Below are 24,602 nucleotides of genomic sequence, written 5' to 3'. Positions count from 1 at the left end.
GGGTGGAGGGGAGCGCGGAGGGGCGTGGGAGGGCTTGTGCGCAGGGGTAGGTCAGGCTCAGCGCTCAGTGCTGAGGGGCCGAGTGTTGAGCCTGGCCGGGCCCGGCGGCGTCCGCCAGCGATTCGAGCGTGCGCACCGCGTGCACCGCGTCGTTGACGGCTGGCATCTCGCCTGGACGGGGTGTGCGCACGATGTCCCGGAAGGCGGGGTGCAGCTCGGCCCAGCGCTTCATGAAGGGGCACAGCGGCAGCACCGTGAGCCCATCGGCCTTCGCGTCCTCGAAGGCCCGGCGCGCGAGCATTGAGCCGATCCCCTGCCGCTCCCAGGCCGGGACGACCTCGGCGTGCGGGAGGACGACCGTGTCGTGCACCTTCACCCACGTCGCGTAACCGATGCGCTGACCGTTCAGGTACGCGCTGTAGTGGCCCTCGTCGCGTTCGTCCCGGATCTCGATGCTCATGTCGGCGCTCATGGAGTCAACGCTAGATCCGTCTTTCGGCATGGGCCAGTACGCGTCACGCGACCGGGCGCACCGCGGCGGTCGGCGGTCGGCGGTCGGCGGTCGGCGGTCACGGCCAATAGAGGACGGCGCGCTCGACGTTCTTCAGCAGCCTGCGCGCGGCCAGCCCGGTCGCGATCGCGGAGACTCCGAAGAAGACGAGCCAGCAGCCGAGCACGACGGCGAGGAACAGCAGGCTGCTGGACGGGAACAGCATGATCAGAATTCCGATGATCATACTGAACACTCCCCCGGCGAGTCCGGGCGCGCGCCCGGCCGCCGCGTCGCGCCCGCGCCGCTGCCAGGAGCCGAACCAGGTGATCGCGCCCGCGGCGAACCAGAACGCCCCGGCGACGACGGCGAACGAGGACGCGGTGCTGAACGGATCGATCAGGCAGACGACACCCACGCAGATCGACAGCGCGGCGAGCACCAGCGCCACGACGCGCGCGACCGGGTCGACGCCATGCAGCTGGATCGCGGCGACGAAGCGGTAGCCGCCGGTGATCAGGAGGTAGAGGCCGAACAGTTCGGTCAGCGCACCGACCGTGTGCCCGGGCCAGACGAGCACCAGCACGCCGAGCACCGTCGAGGCCACACCGAACCCGACGGGCACGATCCACGCCTTGGCCCATTTGGGCGAAAGCATTCCGGGGCGGCGCGACCCGGCGCCGGGACCGGGCTGATCCCCGGGCTCGACGATCCGGCCGCTCAGTGGTTCGCTCATGCCCGGTCTCCTTGCCTGACGCCCGTATGCGCGGATTCCATTCTTTCATCGGACGTCGTACCAGGCGCGCGTGAGAGCGGTGTGAGGTTGATGGAGCCGCTCTCCGATCGGCCCGAGTGCGGGCGGGCTGGGCGCTGATCGTCTTGGCGTACGCGGGATGACACGCCGTAAAGTGATCAACCGCCAGAAACCGCTGGAGCGAAGAACGAAGACTAAGAGCGAAGGGAGCGGCGGTGAGCGGGCAGACTACCGGCGAACAGCCAACTCCCGAGCGGAGAGACCCGCCGGCGGAGGCGGGGGCCGGGGCGGCGGGGACGGGGACGGACGGGACCGCTGGTTCCGGCGCAGCGGCGGGAACCGACGGGACGGCGCAGCAGCAGGAGACAGTAGCGGCGGCAGTAGCGGCAGCCACTGCGACGGGAGCGCGCGACGTGCCCGGCACCAGCCCCGGAGTGGTCGGGGGCGCGGCGACCGCGGCCGAGAGCGAGCGGGCCGTGGCGGCTCAGGCCGGCGTGAAGCAGGTGGCCGACCAGCGTTCCGGCAGAATCCACCAGCTCGAACCGGACGAGCAGTCGCCGCTCATGGCCCTGCACAACGCGATCAGCGCCGACTTCCGGCGTGCGATCCTGGCGACGGTGCTCGCCTGCATAGGGCTCGCGTTGACCTATTGCGCAGGCGGAGTGCTTACGAACACGCCTGCTCGCGTCGACTTCTTCAATAAGCACTCCTCCATCGGGCACGCCGCGGCGATCAGCGGCGCGGTGCTGTTCCTGGTGTTCGGCGTGAGCGCGGTGCGGTCGGCCACGAACGAGATCCTCAAGACGGTGCCCTCCAGCCTCGGCGACAATCGCCGCGCCGGACTGCGCTGGGTCTGCCTGCTGGTCGGCTACGTCTTCGTGATCTTCGGCACGCTCGGCGCGCTCAACGTGCCGATCGAGCGGCTGCTGCTGGGCGGCGCGGTCACCGGCGTGATCCTTGGCATCGCGGCGCAGCAGTCGCTCGGCAACGTGTTCGCGGGGTTGATGCTCCTGCTCACCAGGCCGTTCGCGATCGGGGACGAGATCTCGATCCGGTCCGGCGCGCTCGGCGGGGTGCTGACCGGCCTGGTCGCGGACATGAACCTGACGTACGTGAAGCTAGTCACCGACAACGGCACGGTTCTGCTGCCGAACGCGGCGATCCTTTCGGCGGTGGTGGGGCCGCCGGGGGTGTTCGGGTAGGGCGAGACGAGGCAAGGCGGGGCGGCGTAAGGCAGTGCGGGGCGGGAGCGCAGAACGGCACGGCGCGATTGCCGGGGTGACCGCGGTTAACGCGGCCAGGCGGCGATAAGGGCGTCGGTCACCTCGGGCGCGCGCACGGCGATGCGCAGCCAGTCCGGGCCGAGACCGGGGAAGGTGTCGGCCCTGCGCAACGCGAAGCCGCTCTCGCGCAGCCGCAGCCGGATCTTGTCGGCTCCTGGGGCGTGGACGAGGACGAACGGGGCGCGGGCGCGAGTCCGGTCGCCGGCGGGGGCGAGGGCGGGCAGGCTGATGCCGGGCAGCTCGGCGAGCCGGTCCTCGAGATACGCACGGTCGCGCGCCGCCTGCTCGGCAAGGCGCTCAGCCTCGGCGATCGCACGCGGCTCACTGCACGCCTCGGCGGCGGCGAGCGCCGGGGTGGAGACCGACCAGAGCGACTGCGCGGCGCGCAGCAGCTCGACCACGTCCGGCGCCGCGAGCAGGTAGCCGATGCGCAGCCCGGCCAGGCCCCAGGTCTTCGTCAGGCTTCGGATGACGACGAGACCGGGCACGTCGTCACGCGCGGCCAAGCTCTCGGCCTCTCCGGGAATCGCGTCGATGAACGCCTCGTCCACGACCAGCAGCCGGCCCGGCTTCGCGAGCGCGGCGATGCGGTCGGCGGGGTGCAGTACTGCGGTCGGGTTGGTGGGATTGCCGACGATGACCAGGTCCGCGTCGGCGGGCACGAGGCTTGGGTCGAGCGCGAAGCCGGTGGCTCGGGGCAGGATCGCGCGCTCGACTCGATGGCCGGCGGCGAGGAGCGCAGCCTCCGGCTCGGTGAATTGCGGATGCACGACCACCGGACGCCGCGCCGGCACCGCGCGCGCGATGAGCACGAACGCTTCGGCGGCACCGGAGGTGAGCAGGACGTTGTCCGGCCGGCGGCCGTGGCGGGCCGCGACGGCGGCGGTCGCGCGCGTCGCGTCGGGGTAGGCGGCCAGCCCGGTCAGCGACGCCGCAATCCGGTCGAGCAGCCAGTTCGGCGGCTGGGGAATCCGGACGTTGACGGCGAGGTCCACGAGTCCGGCGGCGGCTTCCCGGTCGCCATGGTGGCGCAGGTCGTAGTCGCCCGCGCCGGCGCCGACGCGCTCTGGCTGGTCCTCGGCCCCGGCTTCCTCACGCATCCGGCTATTGTCGCGCCCCGCGTGATTCACGCCTAACGGTAGGGTGCTGGACGTGCGCAGAAGATCTTCCGGGGCCGCCTGGGTGCTCGGCCTGGCCGCGGGCTACGCCGCAGACGCGCTGGTCGCCGATCCGAGCCGCGGCCATCCCGTGGCGGCGTTCGGTCGAGCGGCGAACGCACTGGAGCACCGCTGCTACCAGGACTCCCGGGCGCGCGGAGCGCTGTTCACCGCCGCCTGCGTGGGCGGATCGGCCGCACTCGGCTACGCGGTAACGCGCGGTTCGCGCGGACGGCCGCTGACCGCGGTCGCGACGATGGCCACGGCGACCTGGAGCGTGATCGGTGCAGCCTCGCTGCGCCGGGAGGCCGCCGCGATCGGCGACCTGCTCGAAGCCGGGGATGTGGACGCAGCGCGCGAGCGGCTGCCCCGGCTGTGCGGCCGCGACCCGCGCGGGTTGGACGAGCGGGAGATCGCGCGGGCGGTAGTGGAATCCGTCGCGGAGAACACCTCGGACGCGGTCGTCGCCCCGCTGTTCTGGGGCGCAGTCGCGGGCGTTCCCGGGCTGCTGGCCTACCGCGCCGCCAACACACTGGACGCGATGGTCGGACACCGCTCGGAGCGCTACGAGCGCTTCGGCTGGGCCTCAGCTCGGCTGGATGACGCTCTGAATCTGGCGCCGGCCCGGCTGACCGGCGCGCTGACCGCCGTCCTCGCGCCGACTGTCGGCGGCTCGCGCCTGGAGGCGTGGCGCACGCTGCGGCACGACGGAGGAAAGCATCCGAGCCCGAACGCGGGACAGTGCGAAGCCGCGGCGGCGGGCGCGCTCGGTCTGCGGCTCGGCGGGACCAACAGCTACACGTCAGGGATCGAACACCGGCCCTACCTCGGGGTCGGCCGCAGCCCGCGCGGCTTCGACATCGCGCGCGCGAACCGGTTGTCCGCCGCGGTCTCCACGGCGGCCGCGGTCGGGCTCTCGGCCGGGGCGCTCGCGATCCGGGTCGCTGGGGCACGGCGCAGCAGAAGGCTGCGATGAGCACGGCAGGCAGCCGAGAGCGCGGCGGGGCGCTGCTGGTCGCGGGCACGACCTCGGACGCCGGAAAGAGCGTGCTGACAGCCGCGATCTGCCGCTGGCTAGCCCGGCAGGGCGTGCGGGTCGCGCCGTTCAAGGCGCAGAACATGTCGAACAACTCAGCGGTCTGCGTCGATCCGCGGACCGGCGCCGGCGCCGAGATCGGCCGGGCGCAGGCGATGCAGGCGGCGGCCGCGGGCGCGGTGCCGGAGCCCGCGATGAATCCGATCCTGCTCAAGCCGGGTGGCGATCGCTCGAGCCAGGTCGTGGTGCTCGGCAGGGCGCTGACCGAGGCGAACGCGCAGTCATATCAGGGTTTGAAGAAGCAGTTGCTCGGACCGGTGCTCGACTCCTTCGACGACCTGCGCTCACGCTACGACGTCGTGGTCTGCGAGGGCGCCGGCTCCCCCACCGAGATCAATTTACGCGAGGGCGATCTGGCGAACCTCGGTCTGGCCCGGGCTCGCGATCTGCCGACCGTCGTCGTCGGGGACATCGACCGGGGCGGGGTGTTCGCGGCCTTTCACGGGACGGTCGCGCTGCTGGAGGCGGCGGACCAGGCCCTCATCTCAGGGTTCGTGGTCAACCGGTTCCGCGGCGATCCGGCGCTGCTGGAGCCGGGCCTGCGGATGATCGAGGGGCACACGGGCCGGCCGGTGCTCGGCGTGCTGCCGTATCTGCGCGACATCTGGCTCGACGCCGAGGATTCGCTCACGCTGGACGGCCGCCCGCAGACAACCGGCCGTGCGCAGCCGCTTGGTCGCGAGCCGCTGTCCGTCACCGTGGTGCAGTTGCCGCGCGTCTCCAATTTCACCGACGTCGACGCGCTGATGCTGGAGCCGGGAGTCGAGGTCGCCTTCACCACCGGACCGCGCGGCATCGCGGAGGCGGACCTCGTCGTGCTGCCGGGCACGAAGGCGACCGTCAGTGATCTGACCTGGCTGCGCGAGCGCGGCATCGCCGAGGCGCTGGCGGCTCGGGTGGCCCGCGGCGGGTCGGTCCTCGGGATCTGCGGCGGCTACCAGATGCTCGGCAAAACGATCGACGATCCAGTGGAAAGCCGCACCGGCCGCGTAGAAGGCCTCGGCCTGCTGCCAGTCGCCACCGATTTCGCGCCGGACAAAACCTTGGCCAGGCCGACCGGATTCGGCTTCGGGGAGCCGGTGGGCACGGGCTACGAGATTCACCATGGCCTGGTCTCGGTGCACGGCGCGGAGCCGTTGTTCACCGATGCCGACGGCAGGGCGCTGGACGGCTGCGTGTCAGGGAACGTAATCGGCACGCTGTGGCACGGGACGCTCGAATCGGACGAATATCGCAGGGCCTTTCTTCGGTGGACCGCGCAACGGGCCGGCCGCTCGTTCACGCCGCATCCGGACACTGATTTCGCGGCGGCGCGGCAGGCGCAGTACGACCGGCTCGCTGACGCACTGGAGGAGCACGTGGACACCGACGCCCTCTGGCGGCTGATCGAACACGGCCCGACGCCGGGTCTACGTCTTCTGCCACCAGGCGCCTAATCCCCCGCCCTTCCGGACACCGTGCTGCGCGATGCGCCAATGCGTGCCGCACTGCTTGACACTTAACCGGTTTAGTGCTTGCATTTCGTCGCACCCGCAAGGCCGTACCGCATGACTCCGCCAAATGGCCGCCGGCGCGCGGCCACCTCCCTGAAAGGGTCTGACATGGTCGTCGCACCCGCCAACGACCCCGCGGCGCCGGCGCCGAAGTCCGGGCCGACCCGCAGATCCATGCTCAGCCTCAGCGGCGCCGCGGCCCTCGCCGCGACCGCCACCGCCGCCGTCGCCCCGGCCGCGCATGCCGCCGAAGCTTCCACCGGCGGCGCGAAGAACAGCCCGTTCTCCCGCCGCCCCACCTCGTTCGTGACGGTGCGCGACGGCAAGTTCGAGCTCGACGGCGCGGCCTTCCGCTTCGGCGGCACCAACTGCTACTACCTGCACCAGCAGTCCCACTACATGATCGACGCGGCGCTGGACGACGCCGCCGCCATGTCGCTGCGCGTCGTGCGCGCCTGGGCCTTCGCCGACGGCGTCGGCAACGGCTTCCCGCCGCTGCAACCGCAGCCCTACGTCTACGACGAGGCGGCCTTCGATTCGATCGACTACGCGGTGTACAAGGCCGGTCAGCTCGGCATCAGGCTGGTACTCGGGCTCACCAACAACTGGCCCGACTACGGCGGCATGCGTCAATACGTGACCTGGTTCCTCAACCTACCTGACGACTCGTACGGTTCGATGGTCAACCACGACCGCTTCTACACCGAGAAGTCGATCAAGGACTGCTACAAGTCCTACGCAGAGCACGTGATCACCCGCCGCAATCGGTACACCGGCCTGCGCTACAACGAAGATCCGACGATCATGACCTTCGAACTGGCCAACGAGCCACGGGCGCGCAGCGACAAGTCCGGCGCCAAGCTGCTCGGCTGGGTCGCGGAGATGAGCCGCTTCGTCAAGCGGCTGGCGCCGCGTCAGCTGGTCGCCATCGGAGACGAGGGCTTCTACGGCGATCCGAACGCGACGGACTACCCGTACGGCGACTACGAGGGCGTGCGCTGGAAGGACCTGGCCGCCCTGCCCAACGTCGACTACGCGACGATCCACCTGTATCCGGAGGGCTGGGGCGAGAACCCGGCCAGCAAGCCGGGCACGGACCCGGTCGCCTGGGGCACCGAGTGGATAACCCGGCACCTGACCGACGCGGCGGCGATCGGCAAGCCGCTGGTGCTGGAGGAGTTCGGCCTCTCGATCAACGCGTCACAGGGGGTGCCCGACGAGGCGGCCCGCGAGGCCGGGTATCGGACCTGGGTCGACACAGTCCGCGACCACGGCGGCGCCGGCGACCAGTTCTGGCTGCTGACCTCGCGCGTCGACGACGGCTCGTTCTATCCGGACTACGACGGCTACCGGGTGGTCTGGGACAGCGACCCGTCGAACGCGACCAGCGGACTGGCGAAACTGCTGGCCGCGCACGCGAAGGAGATGGCGTCCGGATGACGTAACGTGTAGAAGTAGTCGAGCGAGCGGGCCTGGCGCGGAAGTCCTCAAAGACGCACCGCAACCAGGCCCGTTGCCCGCGCGTCCAGGAGGAGACCGCGTTCAATCGAGCGGCGCCGAACGGACACCGCGCGCCCGGCCCGACAGGTGGAGGCCCGACCGGATGGAAAGCACTGCCGTGGAGCGCGCGGAAGAATCGGACTCCGAAGCGGCCGCGGAAGTCGGCGTCGAGATCAATCTCGACAAGGAAGAGAAGCAGGACTCTGCCGTACCCACTGCAGACGGGCCGCCGTCCGGGACCAGTTCACCGAGCGGTGCCGGCCCGTCGGAGTACGACCGGAACCGTGCGCTCGGCATCCGGGTCATCGCGTTCGTCATCGCGCTCTGCGTCGTCGTGACCGGTTGGGCGATCGCGAATGTGGCCGGTTCCGGCGGCGCGTCAGACCTCGTCGGGGGAAAGGGGCACAAGCCCGGTAACCCCACCCCGCCGCGCCTCACCCAGCAGCTTTCCACCACGTTCACGATCCCCGGCAGCGTGCCGGCCATCCCGTGGCCGAGCGTCGGGCAGGCCGCGATCGAGCTGGAGGGCTACGGCTCGCTCGGCACCTCGGGGAACGTGAACACCCCGGTGCCGATTGCCAGCGTGACCAAGACGATGACCGCGTACCTGATCCTCGCGCACCATCCCCTCGCGGCGGGTGAACCAGGACCGCTCATCACCGTCAGCTCCGCCGAGGCCGCCGCGTACGCAGTCGAGTCGAAGCAGGGTCAGTCGCTGGTGAAGGTGTACGCCGGAGAGCGGATCAGCGAGCGCGACGCCTTGGAGGCGCTCATGCTCGCCTCGGCCGACAACATCGCGAAGATCCTGGCGCGCTGGGACGCCGGTTCCGTGTCCGGATTCGTGGCGGACATGAACGCGGCGGCTCGCAAGCTCGGCATGTCGCACACGACCTACACCGACCCCTCCGGCCTCGACCCGTCCACCGTCTCCACCGCGACCGACCAGGTCGCGCTCGGGCGGGCGGCGATGCAGTCCGCCGCGTTCGCCGCGATCGTCGGCGAGCAGTCCGCGAGCGTGCCGGTCGAGGGCACCATCTACAACTTCAACCGGCTGGTCGGCCGCAACGGAGTGACCGGCATCAAGACGGGCTCGACCGACCAGGCGCACGGCTGCCTGCTGTTCGCGGACACCGTCACGGTCGGCGGCCGCAGCGAGACCGTCATCGGCGCCGTGCTCGGCCAGCCGCTCGGCACCGGCGACGCTTTCCTCGACCACACGCTGAGCGTCGCGTCGAAGCTGATCGCCGCCGCGCAGGGCACCCTCGCCGCCGCCACGATCGCGGTACCCGGCAACCAGGTCGCGTCACTGCACCGGGCCGGCACCGCGAGCGAGACGCCGCTGGGCGTGATCGCGCCGGTGGTCGTGATCGGCCGGCCGGGGCAGAGCTACCGCGTCTCGGTGTCGGGAGGGGCGAGCGCGCCGGTCCTGGTCGTCACCGTCCTGAACGCGGCAGGTTCCGGTTCCGGCTCCGTGTCCGGTTCGGCGGTGACGGGCTCGTTCTCCGTTCCGCTGGTGCGGCTGTTGCCACGCGGCACACTGTCGGCGCGCTGATCCGCAGCGGGCGCCGCGTCCGCAGGGGTCGCGGTGCCTGTCGCCGACGTTTCTCGTTCGCTTGCCGGGAACAGCGCCGCGGCGCGTTCGGCGCTTGCCTTCGCCCGCGCGGTTGTGGTCAGCACGGCGAGTACCGCCACGACCAGTCCGCAGCCGGCCACGATCGCCCAGCCGGCGTGGCTCGCCGCGCTGAAGCCCTCGCGCATCGAGCCGTGCACGCGCGCGACCGCCACGGTCCCGATCAGCGCGACACCGAGGGACTGCCCGACCTGACGGCTCGTCGAGGCGACCGCAGCGGCGACCCCCGACTGCGCGCGTGGCATGCCCGAGACCGCGGTGTTGGTGATCGGCGCGTTGACCACGCCGAAGCCGAAACCGAACAACGCGTACACGAAGCCGAGGTAGATCAGCGAGGTCGTGTTCGTGGCAGAAAGGAACAACAGGCCTGTCACGCCGATGAAGATCCCTGACGCGAGCAGCGGGCCACGGGCGCCGCGCTCGGCGACCAGGCGGCCGGACAGCGGCGCGAAGACGGCCGTGATCGCGGCCATCGGCAGCGTCATCAGTCCGGCCTTCATCGCCGAGAACCCGCGCACGTCCTGGAGATAGAGCGTGTTGATGAAGAGGAAGCCAGCCAACGCGATGAAGGCGCAGACGGCGATCACGGTGGCCCCGCTGAACGGTATCGAGCGGAAGAAGCGCAGCTCGATCAGCGGCTCCTCGCGCCTCGACTCATAGCGCACCAGCGCCGCCAGCCCGGCCGCGGTGAACGCAAACAGGCCCAGGATCAGCGGCGAGGTCCAACCTCGGCCGGGGCCCTCGATGATCGCGTAGGTCACGGCGGCGAGTACAGCGATGACGAGGACCTGGCCGATCGGGTCGGGCCTGCGCCCGCGCCGCGCCCGTGACTCGGGCACGAACAGGGCGGTGAGCACCAGCGCCGCGACGCCGACCGGGATGTTGACCCAGAAGACCGATCGCCAGCCGACCGCCTGCACCAGCAGGCCGCCCAGCACGGGGCCGGCCGCCATGGACAGCCCGACCACGCCGCCCCACACGCCGATCGCGCGGGCCCGTTCCTTGGCGTCGGTGAAGGTGTTGCTGATGATCGACATCGCCACCGGGTTGAGCATCGAGCCGCCGACCGCCTGCAGCGCGCGGAAGGCGACCAGCCAGCCGAGCGAAGGCGCGGCGGAGCACAGCGCGGAGGCGAGGGTGAACAGCACCAGGCCGAGCTGGAAGATCCGGCGCCGGCCGAGCCGGTCCGCGGTCGAGCCGGCCAGCATCAGCAGGCTGGCCAGCACGAGGGTGTAGGCGTCGATGATCCACTGCAGGCCCGAGACCGGGGCGTGCAGGTCGTGCTGGATGGACGGCAGTGCGACGTTCACGATCGTGTTGTCGATCGCGACGATGAACAGGCTCATGCAGCAGATCGCCAGGATGAGCTGACGTCGCCGTGGGCTGGGCTCGGACAAGCGGTTTCCTTAGCTCAACTAATCGAATCGAAAATAATGATACTCACTCAGCAATTGCTCCGTCGAGCGGCTTTCCCCGGTGCCCGCGCGCGGCGCCACGGCCCCGCCCCTTCGCGCCACAGGACGTACCGCTTCAGATAGCATCGACCCGCTCATTGATCGCACCACGTGGACAAGCGGGGTTAGTCGGGACCATGGGGGCGCGCAGCGTGGCGGTATTGCGGGAGAGCCGGCCGGAAGAGCGGCAACCGGTCGGCGCGTCGCAAGGTAAAGGCAGAGGTCGGACAGTCGCCCTGTGCGCCCTCGTGCTGCTCGTGTTCGCCATCTCGCTGATCACCGTGAGCAACGGGAAGCTCAACTTCGACGTCTACCGGGTCGACCTGAACGTCTACCGGCTCGGCGGGCGCGCCTGGCTCGACAACAAGGACCTCTACGGCCAACTGCCGCTCACCCGCAACGGCCTCAACCTCGGCTTCACCTACCCGCCGATCTCCGCCATCGTCATGTCGCCGCTGGCCATGGTGCCCGCGCGGGTGGCCGGCATCCTGATCACCGCGATCACGCTCGGCCTGCTGCTTTCGGTGGTCGCGCTGTTCCTGCGCACCGCGGGGATCGCGGCCGGCGGCCGGTCCTGGCGGCTGGCCGCGCTGCTGCTGCCGGTCGCGGCGCTGTTCGAGCCACTGCGCACGAACCTGGCATACGGTCAGATCAATGTCATCCTGATGGCTCTGGTCGCGTTCGACTGCCTGTTGCCGGCCACCTGGTGGCGGGTCGCGGGCAAGCCGGTCGGCTGGCCGCGCGGCGCGCTGGTGGGGATGGCCGCGGCGCTCAAGCTCACCCCGGCCATCTTCGTGCTCTACTTCGTCGCCCGTAGGCAGTGGCGCGCGGCGATCACGTCGATCGCCTCATTCTTCGTCGTCACCGGCCTCGGCGCGCTGTGTGCTCCGCAGGACTCGCACGAGTATTGGACCAAGATGGTGTTCGACACCGGCCGGATCGGTCCGCTGGTGTTCGCGGGAAACCAGTCGCTCAACGGCTTCCTGTACCGCACTCGTCTGACCGGTAACGCAGAGCACGACGCGTGGCTCGCAGTCGCCGCCGTGGTCGGCATCGTCGGCGTCGTCGCTGTCTTCCGCGCGGCGCGCGCGAACCGTCAACTGCTCGCGCTCAGTCTGACCGCGTGCACGACGCTGCTGGTCTCTCCGGTGTCCTGGTCGCACCACTGGGTGTGGGCGGCGCCCATCGTGCTGACCGGACTGCTGGCGGCGTACCGGGCCCGCAACGGCGCCGCGCTCGCCCTCTTCGGTGGCGGCCTGGTGCTCTTCCTGTGCTCCCCCCAGTGGTGGTTCCCGGGGACCGAGAACCGGGAGATGCACTGGGCCTGGTGGGAACAGGCGATCGGCAGCGCCTACGTGTGGGCCGCGCTCGGTGCCCTCATCGCCGTGGCGGTTGGGTACGCTCCCAGGCTTCTACCTGCGGATCCACAGTAGGGCATCGACATACCGCACGCTGCGGTGCTACAAATGCTGCTGCCCGGATTGGGAGCGCTCCCAGATTGGCGGAAGAGCCGTGGTGCGGAATGAAGGGCCGCCCTCCGACGCCGGGTGAGAACTCAACGCGCCAAGATCGTTCACCCTCACCTGTCGATCTCAGGAGTCGCAATGACGCGTCATCCGTCCGGCCCGCGTGATGCCCACCGTCACCGCCATCGCCCCCATCGCCGCAAGCTCAGCCTCAGCCTCGCCCTTCCCCTCGCCGCCGCACTCGTCGCGACTCCGTTCGTGGCGCTGCCGGCCTCCGCCACCACCAGCACGCCGACGGTCGCCAACCCCGGTTTCGAGGCCGACGGAACGGGCGTCGCCTCGCCCACCGGCTGGTCGAGCAGCGGAACCGCCTCCGCCGACTACACCGAGTCCGGCGGGCACTCCGGTTCGTACCGCCTCGCGCACTGGTCGTCCTCGGCTTACACGGTCGACACGTATCAGACGATCACCAACATCACGAACGGCTACTACACGCTCGGCGTCTACGTGCGCTCGAACGACACCGGCGGCTCGAACTACATCTCACTGTCCGGCTGCGGTAGCTCGACCAAGACGACGTACATACCCGTCGATTCGGACGGCAACTGGCTGCACATCGTGGACTACGTCTACGTCTCCAACAACCAGTGCACCATCAACCTCTACTCGAGCAGCGCAGCGAACGCGTGGACGAACTACGACGACGTCACGTTCACGGCCGGTTCGGCGCCCGTGGCGATCCGCGGCGGCGACACCTCCAGCCTCTACCGCGGCGAGCAGCTCGGCGGGGTCTACTACAACAGCTCGGGTACGAAGCAGAACGCCTTGCAGATCCTCAAGAACGGCGGCATGGACTACGTCCGGCTGCGCGTCTGGGTCAACCCGCAGGACGGGATGAACAACGAGGCGACGCTGCTGGCCTCGGCGAAGGAGGCCTACAGCACGTACGGCCTGCCGATCCTGCTGGACCTGCACTACTCCGACACCTGGGCCGACCCCGGCCACCAGACCACCCCGGCCGCCTGGTCCGCGGACTCGCTCAGCCAGTTGGAGAGCCAGGTCTACGCCTACTCGAAGCAGGTCGTCGGCGACCTGGTCGCGCAGGGCACGCCGCCGGCGATGGTCCAGGTCGGCAACGAGATCAACGCCGGCATGCTGTGGCCGGACGGCTCGACCTCCAACTGGTCGCAGCTGGCCGCGCTGCTCAAGCAGGGCGTCGCCGGGGTGCGCGCGGCGTATTCGTCCGCGAAGATCGTGCTGCACCTGGCCGCCTCGGACAGCCTCTCCACCCTGGAGAGCTGGTACAGCACGGCGATCAGTGACGGCGTGTCGTTCGACGTGATCGGCATCTCGTACTACGACTACTGGCACGGCCGGCTCGACGTGCTGCAGACCGACCTCAACGGCCTGGCCGCGAAGTACGGCAAGCCGGTGTTAGTGGCCGAGACCGCGTACCCGTGGACGCTGGCCAACGGCGACTCCGAGACCAACTCGGTGACCTCGTCGAACACCACCCTCGACCCCGGCTACGCGGCCAGCTCCGCGGGTCAGGCGGCGAACTTCCGCGACGTGCTCTCGATCGTGCAGGCCGTGCCGAACGGCCTCGGCCTCGGGGCGTTCTACTGGGAGCCCACCTGGACCGTGGTCGCGGGCAACGGCTGGGACCCGACCAACGCGTCCTCCGGCGACGGCTGGGAGAACCAGGCGGTCTTCGACTTCAGCGACAAGGCGCTACCGGTGGTCAACCAGTTCGCGGCCCGCTGACCGCGGCCTAAGTTAGGCCCAACGCCAGGTGGTTTCGCTCAGCGCGGGTCGAGCGGAGCCACCTGGCCGAGCACCGCGTCCAGCAGCTGCGGGAACGCCTCGTCCAGCTCAGCGCGCCGCAGCGAGACGTACCGGTGCGTTCCCTGGGCGCGGGTGCTGGTGACCCCTGATTCGCGCAACACCTTCATGTGGTGCGAGAGCGTCGACTTGCCGACCGTGAGACCGGCCAGCTCGCCGACCTTGTTGCAGCACTCCTCGCCTTGTGCGGCAAGGGCGCGCACGATCGCCAGCCGCCCGGGATCGGCCAGCGCCGCCAGCACGGTGGGCAGGTCGAGCCGCTCCTGCGCGGGCTCGTCCGCGGCTGCGATCGCACGGCTGGACAGCGGTTCCTCGACAAGCATCCTTCCACTGTAATACCAGCCGACTTCCCGTTCTTCGCACCCTAGGGGCGCTCGCCTCCGCGGGTGCGGAAGGCGGGTCGCTCAGGCGGTGATCTCCGGGGCGAAGTACCCGCCGAGCGGTTCGGGACCGATGTAGCGACGGCAGGTGCAGGTGACCAATTCCTTGTGCGTGCCGTCTGATCCCTCGTTGGGCACCTTCACCGAGACCTGGGCGTGGCACAGTCCGGTCGACGCGTCGTGGAACGAGAGGTGATGTCCGCACCCGCATACCGGTTCGGGACCGCGCAGCGCGCGTTCCCTGGCCTTGCGCCGGTCGTTGATGGTTCCGCGCACGGTGCGCGCGACCGACGACGTCCCCATCGCCGCGATCGCCACGATGACGACGGTTTCGATCATCCGCGAGCCCCCCTTAGCCGACCTGAGCCGGAACCCTGCTGTCACGCAGAATACGACCGCCGCGCGGTCTCACCTAGCCGACTCAGACCGCGTCGATCCAGTCGAACAGCACCCGCCGGCTCGCCGGGTCCGCGGAGACCAGCCGGACCCGCAGCTCAGCGCCCTGCGGCAGGTCGTGGCCGTCGAGCCGCGCTATCACCGCGGGCTCGCGCAGCATCACCACGCCCGCGTCCGGCTTGCCGTTGCGGTCCCAGTCCACGCGGTCGTTGAGGTCCAGCACCACGCCCTCGAACACCTCGCCGACCCGGTCGCGTAAGAGCACCGCCTCGGCCAGGTCGACGCAGGCGCGCTCGACCGCCTTGGCCCGCCGGTCGCCCGCGTCCATGAGTTCGGGCAACGCCGGCAGCGCCTCGCAGACCCAGTCCGGCACCTCGTCGCCCGCGCACAAGCTCACGCAGATCTCGGTGCCGAAGCGGTCGACCAGCCGCCGCAGCGGCGCGGTAACGTGCGCGTACTGCGTAGCCAGCGCCGCGTGCACCGGCCGCGGCGGAATCTGCCCGTCGAAGACCTCGTAGCCGGCCCCGCGCAGCAGCGAGGTGGCCTCGGTGAGAAAGGCCGCGTGCCTCGGCCGGGCCGGGTCCATCCGCCGGATCAGCGTGGCGTAAGGCTCGCCGTCCGGCCAGCGCACCTTGAGGGCGCGGGCCGCCCGGCGCAGCCGGCCCACGGTCGCGTCCCCGGGTTCCGGGAGGACCCGCAGCACGCCGACCTCGCCGTACAACATGAGGTCGGCCGCGGCGATCCCGGCGAGCAGCGAGATCTGCGCGTTCCACTCCTCGACCGGCAGCGGCGCGCGGTACTCGAGCCGCCAGCCGTCCTGGTCCGCGACCACCTGCTGCACCGGGGCGTTCAGGCTGATACCGCCGCGCAGCGCCTCGCGATCGCGCAGCAGCGTGCCGACTTCGCGCAGCAGGCGCATCACCTCGGGCGCGGTCCCGGCGTCCAGTTCCCGCTGCATCCGCGGATAATCGAGACGCGCCCGCGATCGCACGAGCGCGCGCCGCGCCTCCACCGAGGTCATATCGCCGGAGGAGTCCAGGTCGATCTGCCAGAGCACGGCGCGCCGGTCCTGGCCGGGCAGCAGCGAGGCGGCGCCCTCGGAGAGCACCGGCGGGTGCAGCGGAACCCGGCCGTCCGGTAGGTAAATCGTCTCGACCCGGGCCCGCGCCTCGAGATCGGCCGGCGAGCCCGGGCGCACGAACGCGGCCACGTCGGCGATCGCGTACCAGACTCGGAAGCCGCTGCCGCGCCGCTCGATCCACATGGCCTGGTCGAGGTCCATCGATCCCGGCGGGTCGAGGGTGATCAAGGGCAGGTCGGTGTGATCGGCCCGGTCAGGCTGCGGATCGTGGACGCCACGCGCCGCGCGTTCGGCGTCTTCCAGCACCTCGGGCGGGAACTCGGCGGGCAGCGCGAACTCGGCGCGGATGGCGTCGAAGCCCTTGCACAGCGCGGCACGCGCTTCATCGGGCGCGTCGGCGCTGTCGATCACCAGGACTCGGCGGGGCACAGCGCGCAGCGTAGCGGGTAGATCAAGCCGATGCACGGACGCGTCGGTGCGCGCAGGCGCGCGGGCCTGCGGTGGGAGCTGCCGCTGCGGTCAGTTGAACAGCCAGGATGGCGTCGAACCGGCGCCGATCGCAGCCTGCGACGCGAGCGCCGTGCGCCCTGCTGACCGGTCAGGCAGGCGTCGAACCGGCGGGTATGGCGGGATCGGCTTCGGCTGTTTCCGCGGGCCGGTGGGCAGCAGTGCTCACGGCGGGAGCCGCCTCGGTCTCTTGCGCCGCGACGCTCTCCTGCTCCTCGCGCGCGGCGACTCCTTCCTTCTCCCCGACCGCCGCGGTCTCCCCGGCCTCGCCTGCGGTCGCCCCCGGGCTGTCGGCGGACGCGTCCGAGACCGGCGCCGCGGTGCGGTTGCGCCATGGCAGGAACGGTCCGGTGACCGTGTCGCGCCACAGGTCGATGAAGCCGATCGCCGCGGCGGCCAGCAGCAGGGCGTCGCGCAGGGTGACCGCCAGGATGGCGCTGAGGTGGAAGTGGATCAGCGAGGTGAAGTTGTACGGGAAGATCCACTGCGTGATCGGCAGCGACACCAGGATCAGCAGCGCGCTGCGGCGCTGGGAGGTGTCTTTCGACAGCAGGCAGAAGGCCGCGGTGGCCAGCAGCCAGATGAGGTACTGCGGGCTGATCACCCGACTGGTGACGATCATCAGCAGCGTGGCGACCAGCGTGGCGTCGGGGACCACCGTCGGGCGCCACTGCTTGCGCCACCACCACCAGGCCAGCAGCGCGAAGACCAGCACCGTGGAGGCGATCGCGACCTTCCCGGCGAAGCCCGCGCCGGTTCCGAGCACCTCGAGCGAGCCGTAGTGGCCGTGGATCCGGCCGTGCCAGACACCCGCGCGCCTGGCCAGCAGGAACGGCACCGCCCAGATGCTCTCGATCTCGATGCCGCGGTGGCCCTGGGTGTGCAGGAACCAGGAGCCGTTGCGGAAGGCGAACATGCACGTCAGCGTCACGGCTACGGCGGCGAACGCGGCGGTGGCGATGGTCTGCCAGCCGCGCTTGGTGCGCGGAAGACCGAACACGGTAAGGCCCGGCCAGATCTTGATCGCGGTGCCGATGCCGACCAGTGCGCCGGCGACCCAGCGGCGGCCGTTGAGCTGCTTGCGGCCGTCCGCGGCGCCCGGCACCGGTACGCCCTTACCGAGAATCGCCAGCGCGGCGACGACGGGCATCGCGGAGAACACGTCGAAGCGCCCGTAGATGATGGGACCGAGGAACGGCACGCTCAGGATCCAGAACCAGGGGCCGAGCCAGCTCTCGCGCCGCCGCGCGGTCCACAGCAGCACCAGGATCACGATCGCGTCCGCGATGAACGCCAACCGGACGAACTCGCCCTGGTAGTCGGCCCCCGGCAGCACCTTCGGCAACAGCAGCAGCGGGCCGACCAGCGGCGGGTACTGCCAGCTGTTGTCGCCCACCGGCAGCGCGCCGTGCTTGAGGGAGCCGTCTACCCAGCGCAGGTAGACCGTGATATCGCCGATGCTCTTGTGTCCGTACCAGGACCACAGGTGTCCGGTGGTCATCAGGTAGAGGGGGATCCGACTCGCGAACCAGCCGAGGACAACGTAGAGAGTCCGGCGGTTCAGCTGCGACATGGGCTGTCGTCTCCCCAGTTTCCTCGGACGCAATCATTCGACTCGGATTGGACCCCGCCGCGTCGACCAGCGGCAGTTTAGAACGTGGGCTAGAGTTCCCCAGGCCGAAAGCTACCCTTGCCGGAGAATCGTTCCAGAATGTTCATCTTCGTACCGCCGTCCGAAGGGAAGGCCGTCCCGACGGACGCGGAACCGGTGATCTCCGGTTCCCTGGTGCTGCCGCAGCTCGCGCCGACCCGGGATGCGCTGGTCACCGCCTTGATGCGGCTGAGCCGCGGTCCTGCGGCCGCCGCGCTGGCGGCCCTGGGTCTGAGCGAGGGTCAGCGCGAGGAGCTCGCATACAATCAGATGATTGACAAGGCGCCCGCCGCACCCGCCGCCGACGTGTACCGCGGCGTGTTGTACGAGGCGCTTGACCTGCCCGGTTTGCGCACGCAGGACCCGGAGGCGTACCGGCGGGCCGAGGATTCAGTGCTTGTATTCTCCGGGCTCTGGGGCGTACTTCGGCCGTCGGATCGCATTCCCTACTACCGCTGCTCCGCGGGAGTGAAGCTGCCGCGAGTCGGCTCGGTGACCGCGGTCTGGCGCAAGGCGTTGATCGGGCCGCTGACAGAGCTCGTCGATGAACATCTCGTGGTCGATCTAAGGTCCACGGCTTACACCGGGATGTGGCGGCCGGCCGCGCGGACCGTGACGGTTCGGGTGATGCACGAGCGGATGGTCGGCGGCGTGCTCAAGCGGTCGGTCGTGAGCCACTTCAACAAAGCCACGAAAGGACGACTGGTGCGGGCCCTGCTGCGCGCCGGCGCCGAGCCGAAGACGCCGGAGGAGTTCGCGGACGCCTTGCGCGATCTCGGGTTCCGGGTGGAGCCCGGCACGGCACCCGGCGCGTTCGACGTCGTCGTGGCGGAAATCTGACGCAGCCGCGCGCCTAGAGAGACCGTGCCTGCAGATAGGTGCCTATAAATAGAGGTGTGCTGTGTCGTTGATGCAACGCACATTCGCCACGCCGTCGCCGTAGTAGTCGATCACGCTGAGCGAGGCGGCGGCCAGCTCCATCCGGTGAACCGAGTCCAGCGGCGCACCGAGGGCCTGGCACAGCAGCGTCTTGATTGGCGTGACATGCGTGACGATCAGCACGGTTTTGCGGGGAAACCGGGCCAGGGCCTGGTCGCGGGCGGCCGCCGCTCGGGCCGACACCTGCTCGACGGATTCGCCGCCTGGCGCGGGGCTCGCGGTGGAGGCGAGGAAGGCGGCGAGCTGGTCGGGATACTGCGCGCGGGCCTCGGCGAAGGTCAGTCCCTCGAAGGCGCCGAAGTCCAACTCCCGGAAGCCTTCCTCCACCCGCGGCTCGAGGTGGGCGGCACCGGCGACGGCGAACGCGGTCTGCTGGGTGCGGCGCAGCGGCGAGGTGATGATCGCATCGATGCGGCCGTATCGGGGATCACCGGACCCGTCGGCGGTGGCGAACCGTCGCGCGGCCGCCCCCGCCTGGGCTAGGCCTTCCGGGATCAGTTCCGGATCGCCGCCGAGCCCGGAGAACCGCTTCTCTCCGGTCATCGCGGTCGAGCCGTGGCGCAGCAGGAGCAGGCGGGTCGGCAGGCCGAGATCGGCGGAGGCACCGGCGGCCGGCACCGCCCACGCACTCGCGCCGGGGCGGTCGGCCTCGTTTTCGGGGACGGACAGCTGCGCGCCGGAATAGCCGGACCGATCTGACGGCGCGACAGCCGCGGTCGCGGCGCTCGTGGCCGGCCCCGAGCCTGCGGGGAGGACCTTGGCGCTCCAGACCTCGCCGCGGGCAGCCGCGTCGAGAGCCTGGTTCGCCAGCCGGTCGGCGTGCTTGTTCTGGCTGCGCGGTACCCAGGTGAAGGTCACGCCGTTCGCCGGGAAGAGCCCGCGGGCGCGCTCGGCCAGCGGCTTCATGTCAGGGTGCTTGACCTGCCAGCGGCCGGAGAGCTGCTCCACCACGAGCTTCGAGTCCATCCGGACCTCGACCCGCGCCTGCGGATCGATGCGCCGGACCGCCTCGAGCCCGGCGATCACGCCGCGGTACTCGGCCACGTTGTTGGTGGCGTGGCCGATCGCCTCGGCCAGCTCGCCGAGCAGCTCGCCCGTGTCGCCGTCGCGGACCACGGCGCCATAGGAGGCCGCGCCGGGATTTCCCCGCGACGCCCCGTCGGCCTCGACGATCAGGGTGCGCACGGCGGCTACAACCCCGACTCTGCCGTGCGCACCAGGATGCGGCGGCAGGAGTCGTGCCGCAGTACGAGGTCCGGCGCGGCGGCGCGGATCTCGTTGATCTCGGCGATGTCCAGCTCCAGCCGGCAGCCTTCGCAGCGGCGCTGCTTGATCGCCGCGGCCCCTATCCCGCCGTACTGCGCGCGCAGCTTCTCGTAGAGCGCGATCAGGTCGGCGGGCAGCTGCGCGGCCAGCAGGTCGCGCTGCGACTTGGCGAAGGCGAGGTCCTTGTCCACCGCGGCCCGCTCCTCGGCCAGTGCGGTGGTCACCCGCGCGAGGTCCGCCTCGGCCTCGTCGCGCTGCTTGGTCAGCTCGGCGGTGCGCGCGTCCGCGGCCTCGACCCGCTCCATCACCTCGAGCACGATGTCTTCGAGGTCTGACTGCCGCTTGGCCAGCGACTCCAGCTCGCTTTGCAGGTTGGACAGCTCCTTGGCGCCGACCGAGCCGGAGTCCAGCAGCTTGCGGTCCCGTTCCGCGCGGCTGCGCACCTGGTCCACGTCCGCCTCGGCCTTGCGCTGCTCGCGGGCCAGGTCGGACTGCGCGGTGGTGGAGGCGACGAGCAGGTCGCGCAGCTGTCCGACCCGGGTCTCCAGCGCGGCGTGCTCGGCCAGCTGCGGGAGGGTGCGGCGGCGGTGTGCCAGCTGGTCCAGCTTGGAGTCCAACGCCTGAAGGTCGAGCAGTCGCTGCTGGTCGGCGGGCGCGGCTTGCACAGCTGGCACCTCTTCCTGGTCCTCGTCTTCACTTCTGCGGCGCGTGCAACGTCCAGGGGTCGGTGACCAGCTGGGACACGCGGATCTCAACCGTACCGCGCTGCGGACCCCCTTCACGCTCCCGGTCGCTGTCACGCCCGCCGTGCTCACGGATTTCGCCAAGCCCCGCGGTCAGCAGCGCGGCGGCATCGGAGAGCCACGGCCATTCACTGGCCCAGTGCGCTACGTCGAGGAGTACGGGACCGGTGCCCGGCGCGGCGAAGTCCCCGGCCTCGAGCGCTTCGGAGGCCGCGTGGTGACGCAGGTCGGCGGTGACGTACGCGTCGGCCCCAGCCGCGCGCACCGCCGCGAGCAGCTCGCGGTCGTCCCCGGCTCCGCCGCAGACGGCGACGAGGCGAACGGTCCGCTCCGGGTCGCCGGCAACCCGCACCCCGCCGTTGGTCGGCGGCAGCGCCAGCGCGACGCGCTGGGCGAACGCGCGCAGCGATTCGGGCTCGGGCAGCACGCCGAAACGGCCGAGGCCACGGCCGGAACCCGAGCCGTGGCCCGCGGAGCCGTTCGACGCGGCGCCCTCACTGGCAGCGGGCAGGATCGGGCCGATCACCGAGAGGTCGAGGGCGCGGGCGAGCGCATCAGAGACGCCGGGACTCGCCACGTCGGCGTTGGTGTGCGCGGTCAGCAGTGCGACGCCGTTGCTGATCAGGCGGTGCACCGCGCGGCCCTTGAAGCTGGTCGCCGCGACCCCGTGCACCGGCTTGAGCAGCAGCGGATGATGCGTGACCAGCAGGTCCGCACCCCACCTGATCGCCTCTTCGACGACCGCGTCCACCGGATCGACCGCGAACAACACCTTGTGCACCTCGGCCGTCGGGTCGCCGCACACCAGCCCGACCGCGTCCCAGGACTCGGCCCAGCGCGGATCGTAGGCGGCGTCCAGAATCCCGACCACGTCGGCGAGCGTTGGCATGGAGGAATGCTACGGTGCGGCGATGTGACCTCCCAGCCCGAAACCCCGACCGCCGAGCCGCCGATCGCGGACAGCGCCGCCCGCCGCGTCCGGCCGACTCCGCAGCAGCTGGCCGCGGCGCAGGCGAAGACGATCCCTGACGTACTCGGCCCGGATCTTCGAGTGCTGTTCTGCGGGATCAACCCGGGCCTGTGGTCGGCGGCGATCGGCAAGCACTTCGCGAACCCGGGCAACCGCTTCTGGCCCGCGCTGCACGCCTCCGGTTTCACCCCGCGGCTGCTGGGCCCGTGGCAGCAGGAAGAACTGCTCGACCTCGGCCTAGGCCTGAGCAACGTGGCGTCCAGGGCGTCAGCGCGCGCCGACGAGCTGGGCCCGGAGGAACTGCGCATCGGCGGTGAGATCCTGGCCGGAAAGGTCGCCCAGTACCGCCCGCGCTGGGTGGCGATTCTCGGGATAGGCGCCTACCGCACAGCGTTCGGCCGCAAGGACGCGACGATCGGCCCGCAACCTGTGAAGATCGCCGACAGCAAGCTGTGGGTGCTCCCCAACCCGAGCGGCCTCAACGCGCACTGGACCGCCGCGACGCTGGCCGCGGAGTTCGCCAAGCTGCGCGCCGCTGCGGACGAGGGCTGACCAGCGCCCTTGTCCGGCATTCGAGTCGACTCCCCCGCACCAGAAGACGCGGGGGGAATGGCCCGATTCCTCGGAAATCTGCTCGACCTCCTCCGGTACCGCCTCGTCCCACGAGGCCGCTGTCTGGTTCAGCGCGCCGACGAATCGGGGGCCCTGTGGGGTGAGCAAGCCGCGGCCGGCCGCTTCCGCGATCGCCCTCTGGACCTGGCCAAGTCGCAGTGATCGCACCAGTCCTCGTCGCCCAAGGACGCCAGCCCAATCCGCGGCAGCATCACCGCCCCGTTGCGGGTAGCCCAAGTGCGCCCCTAAGGGAACCGCAGCGTAATCCTCACCCTCCAAACGTAGGCGACGCACGGATCGCTGATCGACGAGATCGTGCGGGAGGCTAACACCTTAAGGGTGACTGCCGAGTCCAGGCCGCCTGTCCGCTTTCGAACGCAGCGCGCCCTTCGAAAGAAGCACGGCCTTGAAGCGCCTCTCGCTCATCCCACTCGACGCCGCGTCAGCCAGCACGCGCTAGCAACTCTCCTCAATCAGCTATAAAGCCGACATTTAGCCTATCCGCATTATGGTATTCATAGAGTCGATCTACGACTCGTCGTTCACTCACCCGCTCACTCAGTCAGTCACCAATCGGCATCGATCGGATAAGTCTTTGACTAAATCGGTTGCGCCCCGTGTCCTTTAGCTCGCCGCAGCGTTGAAACACGGGTGGCGGTGTCAGCGGAAGCGAATTCTTGCGGCGATACAGGAACCGACATCTATAGTGTTGCGTCTCGCCGGAGGGCGGCAGTCTGGCTGCTGCGCCGCCTTCGACCATTAGTCGGCCATCAAGGATATCCATGACAAATGAGTACGCAAACGGGGAAACTGCCGGCATGGCAGTGCGTTGGCGCCTAGGGGTGGCGCCTAAAGATCGGGGAGCATGCACGACCAGCGGTAACTGTCCTGACGTCTTCGAGTTGGCGAACGGGGACTTCGCAGTCGTCGGCGAAGACGTCAGCCATGAGCTTCGGCTTCCAGCCGACGCCGGCAGATCTGAAACTGAGCGGACAGTCGTCGTTCCGCGCGAAGTTCTGCTTGCTGCCTTGCGGGATCTCTCAGGCCGCATCTGATCCGGACTGGCGCCGCGAGTCAAGATCGACCACCCGAGCACCATCGCCGCCTTCGGGCGTGAGAGGGGGTTCGGGTGGTCGAGTCTCGTCGTACGCCACGTCGATCAACTGCTCGAACGCCCACTCGTCGCTACCCGGCCGTACGGCGATCTCCCTGGCAACCATCCGTGCCGCCCAGTAGTCCCGCATGATCTGGCTCGCAAACAGGTAGTGGAAGAACTTCAGGACATCAGCGCGCGTGAACGCCCCCAGGTCGTACATCATCCGTTGGTGCTGGACTACGAGGTTGGCGTAGTTGTACTGCTTCGCCCGCTTGGCGCTTAGGCCGGCTTGGAACTCCGGCCAGAACTCAGCCAAGTCCGTGTCTTCCATTGCCATGCGCATCAGCTCGACGTGCCGCGCTCGGACGTCACACTCGGCGCTCCGCCCTAGGTGGCTCTGAGATTCCGACATAGCGGTGTGCTGGTTCTTGAGCTCGCGCCGCTGCATGCGCAGCTCGTCGTACTGCAGACGGAACGTGACGACAAGCGCGATGAAGCCCAGCCCGGAGAAAGCTGCGTTGACGGACTCGAAGATCTGACCGATCGGTCCCATTTCAATCTGCAGCTTCGGGCTCAGCACGATTGCGAGCACAGCGGTGATGCCGACGCTGATGAACGTGATGCCGATACAGAACGCCAGGAAGAACAGCGAGCCATTGCGGACGGTGAACAAGCGGCGGACCATGTCTGGAGCTTCGTGGGTCTCACTGGCTTCCATGACCGACTCCCGTGAGGTCTCGTGGTGCGAGCCAAAGGATGCTTGCCGATCGCTGCCAGTCGTTCCGCCCTTATCGTT

At 70.0% G+C, this 24,602-nt stretch carries 20 protein-coding genes and 1 pseudogene; 9 read left to right on the top strand and 12 right to left on the bottom strand.

Features of this window, described 5'->3' with window-relative positions:
• Positions 1-64 precede the first annotated feature (64 nt).
• Positions 65-472, bottom strand: a complete 408-nt coding sequence (locus VFA06_RS14535) for a GNAT family N-acetyltransferase (protein ID WP_324841083.1) — start codon at positions 470-472, stop codon at positions 65-67.
• 97 nt (positions 473-569) lie between these two features.
• Positions 570-1,226: an HdeD family acid-resistance protein gene (locus tag VFA06_RS14530; RefSeq protein ID WP_324841082.1), complete on the bottom strand. Its 657-nt coding sequence runs from the start codon at positions 1,224-1,226 to the stop codon at positions 570-572.
• A 431-nt stretch (positions 1,227-1,657) separates the two neighbouring features.
• Here VFA06_RS14530 and VFA06_RS14525 point away from each other — a divergent pair, with 431 nt between their 5' ends.
• Positions 1,658-2,446, top strand: coding sequence for a mechanosensitive ion channel family protein (locus VFA06_RS14525; RefSeq protein WP_324841081.1), 789 nt, complete (start codon positions 1,658-1,660; stop codon positions 2,444-2,446).
• Positions 2,447-2,532: 86 nt separating this feature from the next.
• Here VFA06_RS14525 and cobC read toward each other — a convergent pair whose 3' ends face one another.
• A complete protein-coding gene (gene cobC / locus VFA06_RS14520) occupies positions 2,533-3,627 on the bottom strand; it encodes an Rv2231c family pyridoxal phosphate-dependent protein CobC (protein ID WP_324841080.1) in 1,095 nt (364 codons plus the stop codon).
• A gap of 52 nt (positions 3,628-3,679) precedes the next feature.
• On the opposite strand from cobC, the gene VFA06_RS14515 reads away from it, so the two are divergent.
• The 4 genes and pseudogenes from VFA06_RS14515 to VFA06_RS14500 form a co-directional block, all read left to right on the top strand.
• The gene (locus VFA06_RS14515) at positions 3,680-4,660 is read left to right on the top strand and encodes a cobalamin biosynthesis protein (RefSeq protein ID WP_324841079.1); all 981 of its coding nucleotides are present in this window, start codon (positions 3,680-3,682) and stop codon (positions 4,658-4,660) included.
• Positions 4,657-6,216, top strand: a complete 1,560-nt coding sequence (locus VFA06_RS14510; RefSeq protein ID WP_324841078.1) for a cobyric acid synthase — start codon at positions 4,657-4,659, stop codon at positions 6,214-6,216. The genes VFA06_RS14515 and VFA06_RS14510 overlap by 4 nt, the downstream gene beginning before the upstream one ends.
• Before the next feature lie 165 nt (positions 6,217-6,381).
• Complete coding sequence (locus tag VFA06_RS14505) at positions 6,382-7,713, top strand: glycoside hydrolase 5 family protein (protein ID WP_324841077.1); 1,332 nt, start codon at positions 6,382-6,384, stop codon at positions 7,711-7,713.
• 163 nt (positions 7,714-7,876) lie between these two features.
• Positions 7,877-8,902 (top strand): annotated as a pseudogene (locus tag VFA06_RS14500) (D-alanyl-D-alanine carboxypeptidase family protein); the annotation flags it as partial.
• Positions 8,903-9,159: 257 nt separating this feature from the next.
• Here VFA06_RS14500 and VFA06_RS14495 read toward each other — a convergent pair.
• Entirely contained in the window at positions 9,160-10,800 is a 1,641-nt protein-coding gene (locus VFA06_RS14495; RefSeq protein ID WP_324841076.1) for an MFS transporter, read from the bottom strand.
• 305 nt (positions 10,801-11,105) lie between these two features.
• On the opposite strand from VFA06_RS14495, the gene VFA06_RS14490 reads away from it, so the two are divergent.
• Together VFA06_RS14490 and VFA06_RS14485 are read left to right on the top strand one after the other, a co-directional pair.
• Entirely contained in the window at positions 11,106-12,290 is a 1,185-nt protein-coding gene (locus VFA06_RS14490) for a glycosyltransferase 87 family protein (protein WP_324841075.1), read from the top strand.
• A gap of 171 nt (positions 12,291-12,461) precedes the next feature.
• A complete protein-coding gene (locus VFA06_RS14485; RefSeq protein ID WP_324841074.1) occupies positions 12,462-14,087 on the top strand; it encodes a glycoside hydrolase family 53 protein in 1,626 nt (541 codons plus the stop codon).
• Positions 14,088-14,125: 38 nt separating this feature from the next.
• Here VFA06_RS14485 and VFA06_RS14480 read toward each other — a convergent pair whose 3' ends face one another.
• The 4 genes from VFA06_RS14480 to VFA06_RS14465 form a co-directional block, all read right to left on the bottom strand.
• On the bottom strand, positions 14,126-14,488 hold the full coding sequence (locus VFA06_RS14480) for a metalloregulator ArsR/SmtB family transcription factor (RefSeq protein ID WP_324841073.1): 363 nt from the start codon (positions 14,486-14,488) through the stop codon (positions 14,126-14,128).
• Positions 14,489-14,569: 81 nt separating this feature from the next.
• On the bottom strand, positions 14,570-14,884 hold the full coding sequence (locus VFA06_RS14475; RefSeq protein ID WP_324841072.1) for a hypothetical protein: 315 nt from the start codon (positions 14,882-14,884) through the stop codon (positions 14,570-14,572).
• Positions 14,885-14,966: 82 nt separating this feature from the next.
• Entirely contained in the window at positions 14,967-16,451 is a 1,485-nt protein-coding gene (locus VFA06_RS14470; protein WP_324841071.1) for an RNB domain-containing ribonuclease, read from the bottom strand.
• A gap of 169 nt (positions 16,452-16,620) precedes the next feature.
• Positions 16,621-18,102: a glycosyltransferase 87 family protein gene (locus VFA06_RS14465; RefSeq protein WP_324841070.1), complete on the bottom strand. Its 1,482-nt coding sequence runs from the start codon at positions 18,100-18,102 to the stop codon at positions 16,621-16,623.
• 138 nt (positions 18,103-18,240) lie between these two features.
• On the opposite strand from VFA06_RS14465, the gene VFA06_RS14460 reads away from it, so the two are divergent.
• On the top strand, positions 18,241-19,020 hold the full coding sequence (locus VFA06_RS14460) for a YaaA family protein (protein WP_324841069.1): 780 nt from the start codon (positions 18,241-18,243) through the stop codon (positions 19,018-19,020).
• 42 nt (positions 19,021-19,062) lie between these two features.
• Here the strand turns inward: VFA06_RS14460 and VFA06_RS14455 are convergent, their stop codons facing one another.
• From VFA06_RS14455 to VFA06_RS14445, 3 genes are read right to left on the bottom strand one after another with little or no spacing between them, the layout of a single operon-like run.
• Complete coding sequence (locus tag VFA06_RS14455) at positions 19,063-20,304, bottom strand: bifunctional RNase H/acid phosphatase (protein WP_324841068.1); 1,242 nt, start codon at positions 20,302-20,304, stop codon at positions 19,063-19,065.
• Positions 20,305-20,309: 5 nt separating this feature from the next.
• Positions 20,310-21,050, bottom strand: a complete 741-nt coding sequence (locus tag VFA06_RS14450; RefSeq protein WP_324841067.1) for a zinc ribbon domain-containing protein — start codon at positions 21,048-21,050, stop codon at positions 20,310-20,312.
• Between the two features lie 28 nt (positions 21,051-21,078).
• Positions 21,079-22,017 (bottom strand): Nif3-like dinuclear metal center hexameric protein, encoded by a 939-nt coding sequence (locus VFA06_RS14445; RefSeq protein ID WP_324841066.1) that lies wholly within the window; start codon positions 22,015-22,017, stop codon positions 21,079-21,081.
• Between the two features lie 63 nt (positions 22,018-22,080).
• On the opposite strand from VFA06_RS14445, the gene mug reads away from it, so the two are divergent.
• Positions 22,081-22,650: a G/U mismatch-specific DNA glycosylase gene (gene mug / locus VFA06_RS14440; RefSeq protein WP_349260184.1), complete on the top strand. Its 570-nt coding sequence runs from the start codon at positions 22,081-22,083 to the stop codon at positions 22,648-22,650.
• 1,100 nt (positions 22,651-23,750) lie between these two features.
• Here the strand turns inward: mug and VFA06_RS14435 are convergent.
• Positions 23,751-24,602 (bottom strand): DUF6082 family protein (locus VFA06_RS14435; RefSeq protein WP_324841064.1); only part of this gene is annotated, 852 nt, incomplete at its 5' end.

Source organism: Actinocrinis sp., from assembly GCF_035653575.1.
GTDB lineage: Bacteria > Actinomycetota > Actinomycetes > Streptomycetales > Catenulisporaceae > Actinocrinis.
The sequence above is the reverse complement of the archived record's forward strand: the minus strand, read 5'-3'. Positions and strand labels throughout refer to the sequence as shown.